Annotated in this window: 12 protein-coding genes, 1 tRNA gene and 1 CRISPR repeat array; of the genes, 10 read left to right on the forward strand and 3 right to left on the reverse strand. The window is 34.0% G+C overall.

What is annotated here, in order from left to right; genetic code table 11:
• Window positions 1-47: 47 nt before the first annotated feature.
• A CRISPR array of direct repeats spans window positions 48-743; the repeat unit is 36 nt; unit sequence GTTTTAGAAGGTTGTTAAATCAGTAAGTTGAAAAAC.
• A 599-nt stretch (window positions 744-1,342) separates the two neighbouring features.
• The 3 genes from ppsA (at window position 1,343) to ACNDLV_RS07160 (ending at window position 6,017) form a co-directional block, all read left to right on the forward strand.
• Window positions 1,343-3,727, forward strand: coding sequence for a phosphoenolpyruvate synthase (gene ppsA / locus ACNDLV_RS07150; protein ID WP_006586415.1), 2,385 nt, complete (start codon window positions 1,343-1,345; stop codon window positions 3,725-3,727).
• Between the two features lie 112 nt (window positions 3,728-3,839).
• The gene (locus tag ACNDLV_RS07155; RefSeq protein ID WP_006586416.1) at window positions 3,840-4,250 is read left to right on the forward strand and encodes a peptide deformylase; all 411 of its coding nucleotides are present in this window, start codon (window positions 3,840-3,842) and stop codon (window positions 4,248-4,250) included.
• A gap of 81 nt (window positions 4,251-4,331) precedes the next feature.
• Window positions 4,332-6,017, forward strand: coding sequence for a putative glycosyltransferase family protein (locus ACNDLV_RS07160; RefSeq protein ID WP_006586417.1), 1,686 nt, complete (start codon window positions 4,332-4,334; stop codon window positions 6,015-6,017).
• 37 nt (window positions 6,018-6,054) lie between these two features.
• On the opposite strand, the gene ACNDLV_RS07165 is transcribed toward ACNDLV_RS07160, so the two are convergent.
• A complete protein-coding gene (locus ACNDLV_RS07165; protein ID WP_006587691.1) occupies window positions 6,055-6,699 on the reverse strand; it encodes a DUF3862 domain-containing protein in 645 nt (214 codons plus the stop codon).
• Window positions 6,700-6,858: 159 nt separating this feature from the next.
• Window positions 6,859-6,942, reverse strand: a tRNA-Leu gene (locus ACNDLV_RS07170).
• A 72-nt stretch (window positions 6,943-7,014) separates the two neighbouring features.
• Between ACNDLV_RS07170 and ACNDLV_RS07175 the strand changes: the two genes are divergently transcribed.
• The 5 genes from ACNDLV_RS07175 (at window position 7,015) to ACNDLV_RS07195 (ending at window position 14,229) form a co-directional block, all read left to right on the forward strand.
• Window positions 7,015-7,860, forward strand: a complete 846-nt coding sequence (locus tag ACNDLV_RS07175) for an NAD(P)H-hydrate dehydratase (protein WP_022091301.1) — start codon at window positions 7,015-7,017, stop codon at window positions 7,858-7,860.
• An 11-nt stretch (window positions 7,861-7,871) separates the two neighbouring features.
• Entirely contained in the window at window positions 7,872-9,140 is a 1,269-nt protein-coding gene (locus tag ACNDLV_RS07180; protein WP_006586420.1) for a serine hydrolase, read from the forward strand.
• Between the two features lie 75 nt (window positions 9,141-9,215).
• Entirely contained in the window at window positions 9,216-11,312 is a 2,097-nt protein-coding gene (locus ACNDLV_RS07185) for a C39 family peptidase (protein ID WP_006586421.1), read from the forward strand.
• A 259-nt stretch (window positions 11,313-11,571) separates the two neighbouring features.
• Window positions 11,572-13,248 (forward strand): arginine--tRNA ligase, encoded by a 1,677-nt coding sequence (gene argS, locus ACNDLV_RS07190; RefSeq protein ID WP_006586422.1) that lies wholly within the window; start codon window positions 11,572-11,574, stop codon window positions 13,246-13,248.
• Window positions 13,249-13,317: 69 nt separating this feature from the next.
• The gene (locus ACNDLV_RS07195; protein ID WP_006586423.1) at window positions 13,318-14,229 is read left to right on the forward strand and encodes a class II fructose-bisphosphate aldolase; all 912 of its coding nucleotides are present in this window, start codon (window positions 13,318-13,320) and stop codon (window positions 14,227-14,229) included.
• 27 nt (window positions 14,230-14,256) lie between these two features.
• On the opposite strand, the gene ACNDLV_RS07200 is transcribed toward ACNDLV_RS07195, so the two are convergent.
• Window positions 14,257-15,120, reverse strand: coding sequence for an RluA family pseudouridine synthase (locus ACNDLV_RS07200; RefSeq protein WP_006586424.1), 864 nt, complete (start codon window positions 15,118-15,120; stop codon window positions 14,257-14,259).
• Window positions 15,121-15,204: 84 nt separating this feature from the next.
• Between ACNDLV_RS07200 and ACNDLV_RS07205 the strand changes: the two genes are divergently transcribed.
• Window positions 15,205-17,262 carry a PBP1A family penicillin-binding protein gene (locus tag ACNDLV_RS07205; protein ID WP_006587688.1) on the forward strand — a complete coding sequence of 686 codons (2,058 nt, stop codon included), beginning with the start codon at window positions 15,205-15,207 and terminating at the stop codon, window positions 17,260-17,262.
• A gap of 11 nt (window positions 17,263-17,273) precedes the next feature.
• Window positions 17,274-17,636: a YlbF/YmcA family competence regulator gene (locus ACNDLV_RS07210; RefSeq protein WP_006586426.1), complete on the forward strand. Its 363-nt coding sequence runs from the start codon at window positions 17,274-17,276 to the stop codon at window positions 17,634-17,636.
• Window positions 17,637-17,638: the final 2 nt, after the last annotated feature.

Consider the following 17,638-nt stretch of genomic DNA (forward strand, 5'->3'; position numbering starts at 1 on the left):
TCAGTAAGTTGAAAAACCTTATTGTGCTTTTTGAAGTAGTCAGCATCGTTTTAGAAGGTTGTTAAATCAGTAAGTTGAAAAACAGGTGTTTTCCCAGAATTAGACCTTGATGAGTTTTAGAAGGTTGTTAAATCAGTAAGTTGAAAAACTGTCATGTAAGCACCGTGCTTTCTGATAGCGTTTTAGAAGGTTGTTAAATCAGTAAGTTGAAAAACTGGACATATTGTTGCTTTTAAAGCTGATATGTTTTAGAAGGTTGTTAAATCAGTAAGTTGAAAAACAGACGGTGTAATTGCTAGTTGTGAAGAGGTGTTTTAGAAGGTTGTTAAATCAGTAAGTTGAAAAACTAGAATATCGTCCTTGTTGCTTTGGTTTAAGTTTTAGAAGGTTGTTAAATCAGTAAGTTGAAAAACAGAATACATACGGCTCATCAATAATAGAAAGTTTTAGAAGGTTGTTAAATCAGTAAGTTGAAAAACACTAGCAAAAGAATTTACTACTATCACTATGTTTTAGAAGGTTGTTAAATCAGTAAGTTGAAAAACTAATAATGTAAGCTAATTAATAAGAAAACGGTTTTAGAAGGTTGTTAAATCAGTAAGTTGAAAAACAGCGCCTAAAAGAGCTGCAGTAATTTCAATGTTTTAGAAGGTTGTTAAATCAGTAAGTTGAAAAACTAAAAGTTGCTTTTTCTTTGATAAAGCCTGGTTTTAGAAGGTTGTTAAATCAGTAAGTTGAAAAACTGTTAAATTTAAAACTACGTATAACAAAAAGTTTTAGAAGGTTGTAAAACACTATAACTTATAGGAGATAAAAATGGAAGGTTTAGTATATGTTATTCTATTTATAGGAGCTTTTATATATTACTATTGTAAAAATAACCGTAAAAAATAATATGTTTTTAAAAGTTAGGAATTATCAATTTAACTCTGTATTGACTATAATTATTTTGAATGATAGCATAGCAAGAAGGGAGCTAAGCCTAGCTCCTAAAAAATTATTATTTAGTCATTTTATAAATTACTAATAGTTGAGTGATTATAATCAGTAATTTAATAACAATGTCTAAGCAGTCTTTTATAACGGCTATTCTATAGCCGTTTTTATTTTTGTGCTTTTTGTTTTAAAAGACTAGCGAATCCATGATTTAACGAACTCCGCTATTTGTATAGCGGAGTTATTTTTTCCTCTCAATTTAATACAAGTACCAAAGAACTTTGAAAATAATAGCAATTGGTCTATACATGAATATTGACTATTTAATAAAAAAATAGCAATATATAAGTGTGGTTAGAAAGCGGTTACATAGTAAAAAGAAAGACATTTCTTTTAGAGGATTTTTATGGACCAAAGAAAAAATGCAAATGTATTATGGTTTGATGAATTAAAGCGTGAAGATGTTGATTTAGTCGGGGGAAAATCATCTTCACTTGGTGAATTGACTTCGGGAACTAACGTACCAGTTCCTTATGGCTTTGCGACTACAGCTTCAGCATATCGTTACTTCATGAAAGTAACTGGTTTAAATGAAAAAATCGATGCACTACTCAAAACATTGAAAAATGTTGATGATTCTGATGAACTACATAAGATTTGTAGCCAAATTAGAAAACTTATTGTTGCTGCAAAGATGCCAGTTGACTTAGCTAAAGAAATTGGTGATAACTACGATAAGTTGGCAATGAAGATGAAAGTAAATGAACCTTTTGTTGCAGTTCGTTCTAGTGCAACAGCTGAAGATTTACCTGATGCTTCCTTTGCTGGACAACAAGATACGTATTTGAATGTTCATGGACGTGATAATGTCATTCAAAAGGTTAAGGAATGCTATGCTTCAACCTTTACTGATCGAGCAACATATTACCGCGTAAAGCAGGGATTCCCACATGAAAAAGTTGCTTTATCTGCTGCTGTTCAAATGATGGCCTTTTCTAAGGCAAGTGGCGTTATGTTTACAGTTAATGTTGCTACCGGTGATGATAGCAAGGTTATGATTGAAGGCTCATGGGGCTTAGGCGAATATATTGTTCAAGGTACTGTAACGCCAGATAACTTTGTTGTAGATAAAGCAAGTGGCAAAATTAGTGATAAAACAATTAATAATAAAAATGTTGAACTTATCCGTTTGCGTGATGGCGGTGTAGAGGATCGGAAAGTACCAGAAGATATTGCAACTAAGCCTTGCTTAACTGATGAACAAGTTGAGCAATTAGCAAGTTATGCTAAAGAAATTGAAAAACACTATGGTTGCTATATGGATATGGAATGGTCATTAGATGAAGATGATAAGTTATGGCTAGTTCAAGCTCGTCCAGAAACCGTTTGGTCTCAAAGAAAAAAGGCCGGAAAAATGTCCAAAGATACTAGCGATGAAAACTTAACTACAGATCACAAAGTATTAGTAAGTGGGTTACCAGCAAGTCCTGGTATCAAACATGGTATTGTTCATGTGATTGAAAACCCAGAAGATATTGATAAATTTAAAGATGGTGAAGTATTAGTTACCTTGATGACTTCACCAGACTGGGTTCCAGCAATGAAAAAAGCTAGTGCTATTGTAACAAATAATGGTGGTATGACTTGCCACGCTGCAATTGTTTCTCGTGAAATGCAGATTCCATGTATTGTTGGTACTGCAAGTCGTGGCGCTAAGGCAACTGCTGTTTTGAAAGATGGACAGGAAGTCACTGTTGATGCTAAAAATGGGGTTGTATATCAAGGCGTTGTAGCTGATATGGTTAAAAAGCCTAAACAAGGTGTTGCAACTCCTGTTGCAGAATACTTTGCTCCAACTGCCACAGGCGTTATGATGAATTTAGGTGATCCAGATTTAGTAGATCGTTATAAAGATTTACCTTGTGATGGAATTGGTTTGATGAGAGAAGAATTCTTATGGACTACTTATATTCATCAACACCCATTATATTTGATTGAAACTGGACACCCAGAACGAGTGGTAAATGAATTAGCAAATGGTATTAGTAAAGTTGCTCGTGCTATGAATCCAAAACCAGTTGTTTTGCGCTTTAGCGACTTTAAGAGTGGTGAATATCGTAACTTAAAGGGTGGCGATAAATTTGAACCACATGAAAGTGCCGATTTATTAGGCTGGCGTGGAGCATCAAGATATTATGATCCTAAGTATATTGAAGCCTTTAAGTTAGAGCTAGAAGCAGTTAAAAAGGTAAGAAATGAATATGGTTTGACTAATTTGAATGTAATGATTCCATTTGTCAGAACTGTAGATGAGTTAAAGAAAGTTATTGAAATTATGGCTGAGGCTGGCTTAAAACGGAGCAATGACTTTAAGATTTATATGATGGCTGAAATTCCTTCTAATATTATTTTAGCTGATCAATTTAACCAATATATTGATGGCTATTCAATTGGTTCTAATGATTTAACGATGCTCTTACTTGGTTGTGATCGGAATAATGATACTGTATCAAGCTTATTTGATGAAAGAAACTTAGCAATTAAGAGAGCTATTCGTCATTTGATTAAGACGGCTCACAAAGATGGAAAGACAGTTTCAATTTGTGGACAAGCTCCATCAGAATATCCAGAATTTACGGAATTTTTAGTAAAGAGTGGAATTGATTATGTTTCTGTAAATCCAGATATGGTTAAAGCAACTAAGCGCAATGTTGCTCGTTATGAACAAAGAATTATTCTTGATCATGCAACAGGTCTTGGTAGAGCAGATGTAGAAGATTATGAATGGTAATATTTAAATAATTTAAAAAGTGGGCGCCCTGATAGGGGCGCNNGCGCCCTGATAGGGGCGCCCTTTTTTTATGATAATATTTAAGAATATGAACTTATTGGATGGTGAGTAGATGATTAAGGAAATAATTAAAGACGAAATGTTTTTAAAAAGAAAATCTTTACCAGCAACTAAAGCTGATTTGTCGATTGGGCGAGATTTAAGGGATACTTTGCAAGCTAATAAAGAACGTTGTGTTGGTATGGCTGCTAATATGATTGGTTACTCTAAAAGAGTAATTATCGTGAATATTGGCTTCTTTGATGTAGTCATGTTCAATCCAGTGATTCTTGAACGCAAGAATCCTTATCAAGTTAGTGAAGGATGTTTATCTTTATCTGGAAGCCGTAATACACTTAGATTTAAAGAGGTAAAAGTTGCTTTTTTTGATGAAAAATGGGAAAATCAGGAGTTGACTTTGACAGGTTTCGCAGCAGAAATTTGCCAACATGAGATGGACCATTTAGAAGGAATATTAATTTAGCAAGAATAGTTATTGATAACTAAAAAATAGGGTTTTATTATGTTAGGCATAACATGAGATTTTTAGGGTGACAACATTATAATGAATAAAGAAAGAATCAAGGTTATAATACCTTATTTTATTATTTTAGTAGCTAGCCTAGGTACATTATTACCACAGATAGCTTTTCATGCGACTATTTTGGGATCAGATACTGTTTTTCACTGGTCCCGTTTTTATGATATAAAGATGCAATTGGCTAATGGCAGTTTTAATTGGTTTCAGATGAATTATACATTTCAACAAACTGGACAAATTGTTAATGCTTTTTATGGGCCTTTGTTTGCTTGGTTAAATGGTGTATTACTTTTTATTACTAATAATTGGTTTCAATATCAAATTGTTTCTGGCTTAATTCTTTTGCTTATTTCCGGAATTGGAATATATCGGATGTGCTTAAAGGTTAATTGCCCTAGTTACCTGGGGGTAATATTGGCTATTTTATATAACAATGTTGGAATGATTCCAGTCTGGCTAATTGGGAGCAATTTTTCTGCTTGGGGTGCGGCTTTAATGCCGTATCTTTGTATTCAAATAGTTAATCTATTAGAAGAGAAAAAGAATCCTTATCATTGGCAAGTCGTTACTTTGATTTTTGCAATAGTAGCTAATATCCACCTTCTTTCCTTTATTTTATTGGCTTTAGCATTTTGCCCATTCTTATTTTTAAGTTTTATTAGAACAACAAATAAAGGGCTTTTCATTTTAGGATTAGTAAAATCTGCTCTTTGGGGAATTGGATTGACAGGCACAATCTGGGGTTGTTTTTTGTTAGTTTATAGGACAAACAAAATATCAAGTCCTGGGACATTTGATTTAGCAGGAGCAACCATCCACTTATCACCTAAAGGAGTTGCTTTAAAAGACTTTCTAATTGCTGTTGCAATCTTGTTTTTGTTGCAAATATTACTAGCAATTATTACTTTTAAGCTGAATATAAATAATTTTTATATTACTTTTGTTGGGACACTCTTTTTGCTGTTGGCTACTAATTGGTTAATTAATTGGAGTACGGTACAGAAAATCTTTCCAGGATTAGGTTCATCATTCCAGTTTCCATTTAGGTTTACAATTGTTTTTTATGCTTTGTTTATGCTGGGCTTAGCATATAGTAGTCAGCTTTTATTTAAAAATACAAAATATGGAAAGTGGATATACACAATTAGTATTGCTTTAGTAACAATTTTTGCATATCAGGAAACTTTTTCTTGGGTGCAAAGAACTTCTTCACAAACTAATTCAGTGATGATATATTCTCCTAAATCAAAAGTTTTTAATGAGCAACAAGTAGAAGCTTTTGGTAATAAGCCAGGTCAATTATTCAGATATTATCTCAACATAAAGCCGGACTATTTGCCAGTAACAAATAAAAAATTGAATCCTAACGATGTAAGAGATTTATATGAAAAATTTATAAAAGATGATTATATAAAATATCAACATCGAGTATTAAAAAATGGCTCTTTAGAGTTGAAATGGAATAGTTCTAAAAAAGAAAAGATTACTTTACCGTTAATAATGTATCAACAATCAGAATTGATAGTTAATGGAAAGAGGTTAACCCATCTGCAAAAAACAGAAATCGGTAATCCTGTAGTACAAAGTAAAATAGGTGTAAATAATGCGATTTTATCATTTAGGGTTCCTCTTTGGTTTAATTTATTGATTGTTGTTAATTTTGCTAGTTGGATATTGTTTATAGCAACATTTTGTTTTAAGAGAAAATAAAAAATTCTAGGATATAGAAATATATCCTAGAATTTTTTTATTTCATTTCATATTGTGATTTTCCTGAAACTTTACCATCAGTAAAAGTGATGTTGAAATTGGCACCAACGCTACCTTTAATACCAGAAGTGTATTCCCATACTTCTGATTTATAGCCTGCTAAATCTGTAATGGTATAACCATTAGGTTCTCCTAATTTCTTTTTGACATCATCTTGTGATTGCCCATCAGATATTGCCTCAAAATCGCTCAGTGATAACTTCTTAGAACGATTTACTTTTAAACCACTGATACTTTTGACTACCGCATGATCATTGTCAAAATTAATTGTAATGTTTGAAGCAAAACTACCATTATCTACACTATCCCAAGTTAGCAGCTCTGTTTTTATATTTTCAACTGTCGATGAACTAGTTGATGCTTCTTTTTTTCCAAATAACTTTCTGATTGTTTCCTTACTATCACCATTTGAGGATGATAAGTTAATTTTGTTGAAGTTTGTCAAAGAAACTAGATTACCGTTACTTGAACTCTTCGAAGAAGAACTTGCATTTGATGAGCTAGTTGAATTAGAAGTGTTTTTTCCAAATGTTGAACTTGCAGCTCCCACCAAAATTAATACTACTAGCCAAAACCAAATTCTTTTATAAATTGGCTTCTTTTTGTTTTCTTCTTTTTTCATAAAAAGACCTCCTAAATATTTAAAATCAACTATTTTGACTATAGCAAGAGGCCTAGATAGCAACAAGCAACTTATAGTTGCAGTTACGCAACTTATAAGTGCATTTAGCTGAGTATTTCCTGGGTAATAAAAAAGCTCTAACATATGTTAGAGCTACTATGCCTCAAACAGGAGTCGAACCTGCACTCTGTTGCCAGAACAGCGACCTGAACGCTGCGCGTCTGCCTATTCCGCCATTGAGGCTTTTAATTACGTTATTTATCATACCAAATTTTTGCTAAAATGTAAGTAGTTATAATATTTATGAGGCGAATTATGATAGAAATTTCTGATAAAGTGGTTAGATCCACAATTTTTAAGCGCCCTAGCAATTCATATAAAGGAATGTATGGACGTGTTTTGCTAATTGGGGGAAATCTCAATTTTGGTGGAGCGATTATTATGTCAGCTGAAGCTACTGTTAATTCGGGTGCAGGACTAACCAGTGTTGCAACTGATATTAATAACTTATGTTCATTGCATAGTCGTATTCCAGAAGTTATGTTTATAGACTGGCGAGATACAAAATTAGTTGAAGCAATTGAAAACTCCGATGTAATTGCAATTGGCCCTGGTTTGGGACTTGATGCACAAGCAAAATTGTTATTGAAGTTAGTAAAAAATACAGTTAAAAGCACACAAACTGTTATTTTAGATGCCAGTGCGTTGGATTGGTTGGCTGAAGATTATACCTTATTGCCTGTTAATGCAAAGAAGATAGTGTTAACTCCTCATCAAAAAGAATGGGAGCGAGTTAGTCAGATAAAGATTCCATTTCAAGAAGATGGGGATAATTTTGCAGTTCTGAAATCATTGTTTCCAGATAATAATGGAATTTTGGTTTTAAAATCTAATCACACTAAAATTTATGACTGCTTTGGGAAAGTTTATCAAAACCCATTAGGCAATCCTGGTATGGCAACAGGAGGAATGGGGGATACATTAACAGGAATATTAGCTGGTTTTTGTGGTCAGTTTTCTGCTAAGATAGAAACGGTTGCAAGTGCTGTTTATTTGCATTCTTTGGCTGGGGATGAACTATTCAAGAAGCGTTATGTGGTTTTACCAACCCAACTTAGTGCTAAAATTCCCCAACTTATGAAACAATTTTCATTAGAATAAGAGGTAAGAAAGTGAAACGATTCTTTAAAGCAATTATTTGTTTATTGAGCTTTTTGCTAGTTAGTTCGTTAGCTTTAACTGCTGGAACTGTATCTGCAAGCACTAGTATTAATAACATAAATGCAGATGAAGTTAATTTAGATGTTAAAGCTGCGATTACAATTGATAAAAAAACAGGTGAAGTTTTATATGCAAAAAATGCAGCTCAAGCTTTGCCGATTGCTTCAATGTCTAAATTAATTACAATTTATCTAACATTACAAGCTATCAAAGATGGTAAGCTTAGTTGGAATCAAAAATTGACTCCTACTAAGAACATAGTAAAGTTGAGCAATAATTCAGATTATTCAAATGTTCCATTGCAAGAAAAACATCAATATACAGTTAAACAACTATATGAAGCATCACTAATTGAATCAGCTAATGGTGCAGTAATGATGTTGGCACAGGCTGTTTATGGAAGTCAGGAAAATGCTGTAAATCAAATGAGAACGCTTCTAAAAAAATGGAACATTACTGATGCTCAAATATATACCACATGTGGTTTGAAAAATGGTGAAGTAGGTTCAGATGCATATCCTGGAGCTGGTAAAAATGTTGAAAATGAGATTCCAGCAGTTGGTGTTGCCAAAATAGTTGACCATTTATTGACTGATTATCCTGAAATACTTAATACTTCTAAATTAGCTGAACTAGATTTTAAGGATGGATCAACTGTAACTAAAATGCAAAACTGGAACTGGATGTTAAAAGGACTATCACAGTATGATAGTGCATATCCTTTGGATGGCTTGAAAACAGGTACTAGTGAAAAAGCTGGGGCTTGTTTTGCAGGGACTTTAAAATATAAAGGTCGCAGATTAATTACCATTGTTATGGGTGCTAAGCATGCAGATGGTACAGATCCAAGTCGGTTTACACAAACTAAAAAAATGCTTGACTATGTATATAACAATTATCAATTATACATTTATAAGAAAGGTACACAATTAACCAATCTTAAAGGAATCAAAGTAAATGATGGAAACCAAAAGATTGCTAATTTAGTGGTTAAAAAAGATACTGGAATTTGGCAAAAGACAAGTTCTACAGGAAAATTAGCATTTTCTAAATCAGCAATTGAGGCACCAATTAAGAAGGGCCAACTAGCAGGTTACTATCTGTTTACTAATAACCCAAGCATTTATTCAAGTAAGGGCACCAAATTAGCTGCTACAGTTCGTGAAAATATTGACCAAGCTAATATTTTTGTTAGAATATGGCATTTTTTCTTTAAGTAAAATATGATATATAAGCACTAGAGTTTCTGTTTTTTTAGTAGTATACTTTTATCGTTTAAAGAGGAGGAGTATAGTATGAAAAAATTTGGAATATCAAGTGCTTTTTTGTTGGCCTTAACTCCGTTATTCTTCAGTGCCCAATCTGTTAAAGCGGCAGAAAGTTCTGAAAACATTGAAAGTGCTAAAATAAATGAATCAGTAAAGGTTCAACCTATTAGAGAAGTTATAAAAATTAAATACAATGGGTTGGGTGGTGTAGCAGTTTGGAAAAGTTATAGCTATGCTTCTGGACTAACTGGTTCTTATTTAGGAAATAATACGCGGTGGCAAGCTTTTGCGATTGCGACAAACACAGATGGAACTAAGTGGTATAACTTAGGTGGAAATCAATGGGTGAAGTCAGATTATGTTATTTCCGATTCGAATCTAGGTACTGTAAAAAGTGAAACTAATCAGCCTGTAACCTCATTAAAACCTGAAAATGCTAAGATAGAAAATCAAACTGGTGTAGTCAAAATTAAGTATGATGGCTTAGGTGGTGTAGCAGTTTGGAAAAGTTATGATACTAATCAAGGTTTAACAGGTCAATACTTACCTAAAGATAGTTCTTGGCAATATTTTAAAGTTGCAACTACAAATAATGGAACTAAGTGGTATAACTTAGGCGGAAATCAATGGGTGAAGTCAGATTATGCTATTGAAAAATCACATTCAAATGTAGATGTAATTGAAAAAAGTACGCAACAACAGCCAGTTGTAATCCCGCAGACATTAAAAAATCAAACAGGTGTAGTTAAAATTAAGTATGATGGTTTAGGTGGTGTAGCAGTTTGGAAAAGCTATAATACTAGTCAAGGTTTAACAGGTCATTATTTACCTAAAGATAGTTCTTGGCAATATTTTAAAATAGCTGTAATGAAAGATGGAACTAAGTGGTATAACTTAGGCGGAAATCAATGGGTAAAGTCCGATTATGTTGTTGATAAATCCCAGCCAAATGGCGAAACAACAAAAAAGCAAGAGGCTGGACAGTCAACTGTAGCACCTGCTAATTTAGAAAATAGAAATGGTGTAATAAGAATTAACTATAATGGTTTAGGCGGCGTGGCAGTTTGGAAAAGTTATGATACTAATCAAGGCATAACAGGTCATTATTTGTCAAAGGGAAGTTCCTGGCAATATTTTAAAGTAGCTACAATGAAAGATGGAACTAAGTGGTATAACTTAGGTGGAAATCAATGGGTAAAGTCCGACTATGCAATTGATCTTTCAGTACCTAAAAAAGAGAATGTTACGCCAGTACAAAAATCTAATGATGGGATGAATGTTCAAGATCAGACAGGAGTTTTGAGTATAAATTATTCTGGTCTTGGAGGTGTAGCAGTTTGGAAAAACTATGATACGATGCAAGGTTTAACTGGGAGCTATTTACGTAATGGAAGTTCTTGGCAATATTTCAAAGTTGCAGTAGCAGCTAATGGTGCTAAGTGGTACAACTTAGGTGGAAACCAATGGGTAATGGGACAGTACGTTTCCTTGAAATATGAAAATCCTACTGGATTAAATGGAAATATTGTCAAAGATGGCAACCGATATATTTTTAAAAATAACACTGGTGAAGTATTAACTGGAACAATAATTAATGGAAAGCAAACCTTTATTACAGATCCATATGGTGGAATCTATTACGTTCAAAATGACGCTCCAGTTATTAGTCAGCTCCCTGAACTGCCTACAGGTTGTGAAATGACTGCTGTTACTATGATGCTTCAATATGCAGGAGCAAATGTAAGTAAGTTACAAGTTGCTAATGAAACACCACGTAGTAGTAATGGAAATTATGGGTTTGTTGGTAGCCCTTATTCTTCAACTGGTTGGTGGGTATTTCCAACTGGAATCGCACCAGTAGTTAATAAGCACTTAGGTACAAGTCAAGTCATGACTGGTGCAAGTATAGATGCTATTAAAGATAAGTTAATTCACGGTCATTTAGTTGTAGTTTGGGTAGCTAATATGAATGGTTTCATTAATCATGCTCTTACCTTAACTGGCTATAATAATAACGGTACTTTATATTACAATAACCCATGGACTGGCAAAAAAGAAAGTATGTCAGTAAATGAATTTATGGGGAAATGGACTCTTGATCAAAAGAGAGCATTGAGCTACTAAAAGAATGTTTTGGTAGCCAAAAAAACAAAAGCCTGTTATAATGGCACGTGAATAAAAGTCAAAAGTAGTAGCCATGAAAGCTTTAAGCGAGTCTGTGTTGGTGGAAGACAGATAGTGGAAGTGGTGAAGGCGTGTTTGATTATCATTAATGTTAATAAACAAAGCGGATGTTATCATCAAGTAGAGTGGTACCGCGGGTTAATACTCGTCTCTTTCTAGTCTAACTAGAAGGAGACTTTTTTATTTGTGAGGTGTAGATATGGACTTTAAACAAAAAGTAGTTGAATTGATTTCTTCTCAAGTTGAATTACCAAAGGAAAAAATTAATAGTTTGATTGAGCGCCCTAAGAATCCAGAAATGGGTGATTATGCTTTCCCAGCATTTATTCTTGCTAAAACTTTACACAAGAATCCAGCAGAAATTGCCAAAGCTATAGTAGCAAATTTATCTGATGATAATTTTGAAAAAATTCAAGCTGTGGGGCCTTATGTTAACTTTTCAATTAAGAAATCAGCTTTGATTTCTCAAACTTTAGAAGAAGTTTTGGTTAAGAAGAACAATTATGGTAACCAAAATTTGGGTAGTGGTAATGTTGCAATTGATATGTCTAGTCCTAATATTGCTAAGCCAATGTCAATGGGGCATCTTCGTTCTACTGTAATTGGTAACTCAATTGCTAAAATTTTGACTAAGGTTGGCTATACTCCTATAAAAATTAACCACTTAGGAGATTATGGAACTCAATTTGGAAAATTAATTACTGCATATAAGTTATGGGGTAATGAAGAAGATGTTAAAAAAGATCCAATTAATAGTTTGTTCCACTACTATGTAAAATTCCATGAAGTTGCTGAAGAAAAGCCTGAGCTTGAAGATGAAGGTCGTGCATGGTTTAAGAAACTTGAAGGTGGCGATTCTGAAGCTGTTAAGCTTTGGAACTGGTTTAGAAAGGTTTCTTTACAAGAATTTAACCGAATTTACAAGAAGTTAAATGTTGAGTTTGATTCATACCATGGTGAAGCATTTTACAATGACAAGATGGATGCAATTGTTGATGAATTACGTCAAAAAGACCTCCTTGTTGAATCTCGTGGGGCTCAAGTTGTAGATTTAGGCCCAGATAAAAATCCAGCTATGATTTTAAAATCTGATGGTACAAGTATCTATACTACCCGTGATTTAACTGCAGCAGAATATCGTAAAAAGCACTATGATTTTGTTCAAGCACTTTATGTGGTAGGTAATGAACAATCTGCATATTTCGAACAACTTAAAGAAGTTTTGAAAAAGATGGGCCATGAATGGGCTGATGATATCCATCATATTCCATTTGGCTTGATTACCCAAGGTGGTAAGAAGCTTTCAACACGTAAGGGGAATGTCGTATTTTTAGATAAAGTTTTGGAAGATGCAGTTGAACTTGCCATGAAGCAAATTGAAACGAAGAATCCTAGCTTGCCAAATAAAGAACAAGTTGCTAATGAAGTAGGTATTGGTGCCGTTGTTTTCCATGATTTAAAGAATGATCGTTTAGATGCTTTCGATTTCAACCTTGAAGAAGTGGTTCGTTTCGAAGGAGAAACAGGTCCTTATGTACAATACACTAATGCCCGTGCTCAAAGTATTTTGAGAAAAGCTAACCAAATTGTTACAATTGATGAACTTGATTTAAGTGATGAATGGGCATTTGCAGTAGCCAAAGATTTAGCAGACTTCCCAGCAGTTTTAGCAAAAGCAAGTGAAAAATATGAACCATCAATTATTGCTAAATTTGCATTAAAACTTGCTAAGCACTTCAACAAGTACTATGCAAACGTTCGTATTCTTGACGAAGATGACCAATTAGCTGCCCGTTTAGCTTTAGTTAAAGCAACTTCAATTGTTTTGACAGAAAGTTTGCATTTATTAGGGGTAGCCGCTCCAAAAGAAATGTAAGTCTAGACCTTGTTAATATTGGAACTTGTGTGTAGAATATAACTTGTAGAATTTCTAGGAGGTATATCAATGGCTTATTTTGACAATGGTAATGAAATTTTTAAAGAAGCTCGTAAGCACCACTATGCAGTTGGTGCCTACAACACTAACAACTTGGAATGGACTCGTGCAGAATTACGTGCTGCAGAAGAAACTAGAACTCCATTATTGATTCAAGTTTCTACTGGTGCTGCTAAGTACATGGGTGGCTACAAGTTCGTTAAGGACATGGTTGCTGACCAAATGGACGCAATGAACATCTCAGTTCCAGTTATTTTGAACTTGGACCACGGTGACTTTGAATCAGCTAAGGAATGTATTAAGCTTGGTTACTCATCAGTTATGTTTGATGGTCACGCACTTCCAACTGAAGAAAACTTGGCTAAGACTAAGGAAATCGTTAAGTTAGCCCACGAACGTGGTATTTCTGTTGAAGCTGAAATTGGTAAGATTGGTGAAAACCAAGGCGGTGGTGAATTAGCATCAGTTGAAGACGCTAAGGCATTCGTTGCTGCAGGTGTTGACAAGCTTGCTTGTGGTATTGGTAACATCCACGGTGTTTACCCAGCAGATTGGAAGGGTCTTAACTTTGACCGTTTGAAGGAAATTGCTGAAGCAGTTCCAGATACTCCACTTGTACTTCACGGTGGTTCAGGTATTCCTCAAGACCAAATTGAAAAGGCTATTCAACTTGGTATTGCTAAGATCAACATTAACACTGAATTCCAATTAGCATTCCAAGAAGCTACTCGTGATTACATTATGTCTGAAAAGGACCTTGACAAGGATCACAAGGGTTATGACCCACGTAAGCTTTTATTACCAGGTACTGAAGCTATTACCGCTAAGATGAAGGAAATGATTTCTTGGATGGGTACTAAGACTATCGATGATGAACTTAAAGATGCATCATTTGACCGTTCTTCATTAAACGAAGAATAATCTTAATTATTACCCTATTAAAGAAGACTATCCATTTGGATAGTCTTTTTTGTTTGGCAAAGTGACTTTTAATGTATCAAAAGTAAATGGAGAAATTAAGCTCAGTTCATATGCTGTTAAGGCTAAAGCTTCCCCATTAAAATCGGGATTATATAGAGGATCACCAATAATTGGTAAGTTTATACTTGCCAAATGGACTCTAATTTGATGTGTTCGGCCTGTTTCTAAGGTTAATTTTAATGTCATAGTGTTTTGGATTGAATTGCGTGCAATGACTTGATAATGAGTAATTGCCTTTAAGCCATTATCGTCAACAATTCGTTTACGTTGATCATTGGGATCTTGAGCAATAGGTAAATCAATTGTCCCTTGATTAGGGATGTTTTTTAACTTAACTGTCGCATAATAGTTGCGTTTCATTATTTTAGTAGTCAGTTGCCGATTTAAAATTGGGACAACTGCAGGATTTTTGGCAAACAATAATAAACCATTAGTGAGCATATCTAAGCGATGAATGATATAAGGGGTATAACCTAAATAAGTTGTTACATCATTCATAGCAGTATCTGTTTCGAATAAGTTGGGATGGGTCTTTTGATTACTAGGTTTATTAATTACGAGGATATTTTTGTCTTCATAAATGATTGTGGGTAGATGGCCACTTGGAGTTATAGAGTGTTGCTGATTTTCTACATGGGTAAGCATAATTGAATACTCATCATTGGGAAATACTAATTCATTGAAGTTACGGTAGTTCCCATTAATCAATATCTTCTTTTCAATTCGCAAAAAATGACGCCATTTTCTAGGAATCAAAAGCTGTCTAAGTAAGTCATTAACTGAAACTGGTTCGTTATTTGGGTATTTATTAGTAAATCTATAAGTTGACATAATATTTATAAAAAATCTTCAGCTTTCTGGTTTAATTTGGTGAATGTGCTAAAATCAAACTGATTACCTAAAAGGAGAATATAGATGAGGGAATATTCACGAAATAAAAAGGCAAATCCTGTTTGGCTTTTTATCAAAAATTTTAATCACCGTTTTCAAGTGATTAGATGGCTAATTTTAGTATTTTTAACCGTGATTTTAATCACATCATCTTATTATACAATTAAGGTTAAAACTTCCAATATAGCAAATTTAAAAGCTTCTCTAGCAACAACTACTCAAATATATGATGCTAGTGGACAAAAAGCAGGAAATCTTTATTCACAAAAGGGAACCTTTGTGGAATTGGATAAAATATCGCCTTATATGCAAAACGCAGTTATCTCAACTGAGGACCGGACTTTTTATACAAATCCAGGTTTTAGTATTAAAGGAATGGCGAGAGCCTTTGTAAGTCTACTTATTCATCATGGTAATATTGCAGGAGGAGGCTCAACTTTAACTCAACAACTAGCTAAAAATGCTATTTTAACGCAGCAGCAAACTTTTTCTAGAAAGTTAGAGGAATTGTTTTTTGCAATAGAAATTAATCACGTATACTCTAAAAAAGATATTTTGACCATGTATCTCAATAATGCTTATTTTGGTAATGGTGTTTGGGGAGTACAAGATGCTAGCCATAAATATTTTGGAAAAGATGCTAGTGATTTGACAGTTGGTGAAGCTGCGACTTTAGCAGGGATGCTAAGAAATCCATCATATTACAACCCAATTGATCATATGTCTAATGCCTTGTCACGAAGGAATGTAGTTTTAAGTTTGATGGTTCAAAATAAGAAATTATCAGCTACATCCGCTAAGACTGCACAATCTGAAGGATTAAGTCTTAAAGACAATTATATTCAAGATGATGGCTATAAATATCCTTATTTCTTTGATGCAGTAGTTGATGAAGCAATTAGTAAATATGGTTTAACCGAAGAAGATGTTATGAATAAAGGCTTGAAGATATACACTACTTTGAATACTGACTATCAGTCAGCTATGCAAGATTCATTTGATTCCTCAGCTAATTTTCCATCTTCAGCTAGTGATGGTACCAAGGTTCAAGGTGCCAGTGTCGCTATTGATCCAAAAACTGAGGCTGTAAAGGCAATTGTTGGTGGACGTGGCGACCATGTCTTTAGAGGTTACAATCGTGCAACTCAAATGAGAAGACAACCGGGTTCTTCGATAAAACCACTAGCTGTATATACACCTGCTTTACAAAGCGGATATCATTATGATTCTGAATTATCTGATAAATTACAGACTTTTGGCGCTAATAAATATGAGCCGCATAATGTTGATAATCAGTATTCAACGTCAATTCCAATGTATCAAGCTATAGCTCAAAGTAAAAATGTAGCCGCTGTTTGGCTTTTAGATAAAATTGGGGTTTCCAAGGGTGTTCAAGCTATGCAAAACTTTGGAATCAAAGTAGCTAAAAAAGATCAAAATTTGGCTTTAGCATTAGGGGGATTATCAACAGGTGTTTCTCCTTTGCAAATGGCGAGAGCATATAGCGCTTTTGCTAATAAAGGTAACTTGCCTAATAATGCTTATTTTATTACCAAGATTGAAGATGCTAGCGGTAATGTTATTGCTCAAAATTCTAATATTGGTAACCATAGGATTATGAGTCAGAGTGTGGCAAAAGAAATGACATCTATGCTTTTGGGAGTCTTTACTAGCGGAACAGCTCAATCTGCTCAGCCGGCTGGTTATGAAGTGGCAGGTAAAACTGGCTCAACAGAAGTATCGTGGGCTTATGGGACTAAGGATCAATGGATTGTTGGTTATACTCCGGATGTCGTGGTTGCAACATGGGTAGGTTTTGATAAAACAGATCAAAACCATTATATGCAAGGAATTTCAGAAACTGGTATTACTAGATTATATAAAGCTGAAATGGAAGGAATTTTACCGTATACTAAGGGTACAGCGTTTAGTGAAAAGCCAGCTCAAAGTATGGCCAATGCGACTGGATCTAATTCAGACTGGTTATCACAAGCTGGACAAAATTTACAAAATGGATTGAATCAAGCAGGCAAGAATATTCAAGAATGGTACAATAATATAAAAGGCCTATTTGGTAGATAAGGGAGAGAATTATGATTAATATTTATGATACTGCTAATAAGCTAGCATCTGAATTTCAAGAAACTGATCAATTTACAAATTTAAAAAAGGCAATCGCTGGTGTAAAAGAAAATGAAACCAGTCTAGCTATTTATCGTGAAATGGAAGAGTTTCAAAAAGGAATTTTAGAAAAACAACAAAATGGTCAAGAAATGACTGATGAAGAAAAGGCTAGATATCAAGAATTAAATCAAAAAATTCAAAATGATCCACATGTAAAGCAAGTAATTATGGCTGAACAAGGAATTTATATGTTACTTGATGATATTCAAAAAACAATTGCTAAGCCAATTACTGATCTTTATGAAGATATCAGTATTCATTCAGGTAAATAAAA

Source organism: Lactobacillus fornicalis (assembly GCF_055362665.1).

Coding starts and splice junctions, on each gene's coding strand:
- argS (WP_006586422.1), top strand. CDS start 11,572: ATGGACTTTAAACAAAAAGTAGTTGAATTGATTTCTTCTCAAGTTGAA.
- ACNDLV_RS07165 (WP_006587691.1), bottom strand. CDS start 6,699: ATGAAAAAAGAAGAAAACAAAAAGAAGCCAATTTATAAAAGAATTTGG.
- ACNDLV_RS07175 (WP_022091301.1), top strand. CDS start 7,015: ATGATAGAAATTTCTGATAAAGTGGTTAGATCCACAATTTTTAAGCGC.
- ppsA (WP_006586415.1), top strand. CDS start 1,343: ATGGACCAAAGAAAAAATGCAAATGTATTATGGTTTGATGAATTAAAG.
- ACNDLV_RS07205 (WP_006587688.1), top strand. CDS start 15,205: ATGAGGGAATATTCACGAAATAAAAAGGCAAATCCTGTTTGGCTTTTT.
- ACNDLV_RS07200 (WP_006586424.1), bottom strand. CDS start 15,120: ATGTCAACTTATAGATTTACTAATAAATACCCAAATAACGAACCAGTT.
- ACNDLV_RS07160 (WP_006586417.1), top strand. CDS start 4,332: ATGAATAAAGAAAGAATCAAGGTTATAATACCTTATTTTATTATTTTA.
- ACNDLV_RS07210 (WP_006586426.1), top strand. CDS start 17,274: ATGATTAATATTTATGATACTGCTAATAAGCTAGCATCTGAATTTCAA.
- ACNDLV_RS07195 (WP_006586423.1), top strand. CDS start 13,318: ATGGCTTATTTTGACAATGGTAATGAAATTTTTAAAGAAGCTCGTAAG.
- ACNDLV_RS07185 (WP_006586421.1), top strand. CDS start 9,216: ATGAAAAAATTTGGAATATCAAGTGCTTTTTTGTTGGCCTTAACTCCG.
- ACNDLV_RS07155 (WP_006586416.1), top strand. CDS start 3,840: ATGATTAAGGAAATAATTAAAGACGAAATGTTTTTAAAAAGAAAATCT.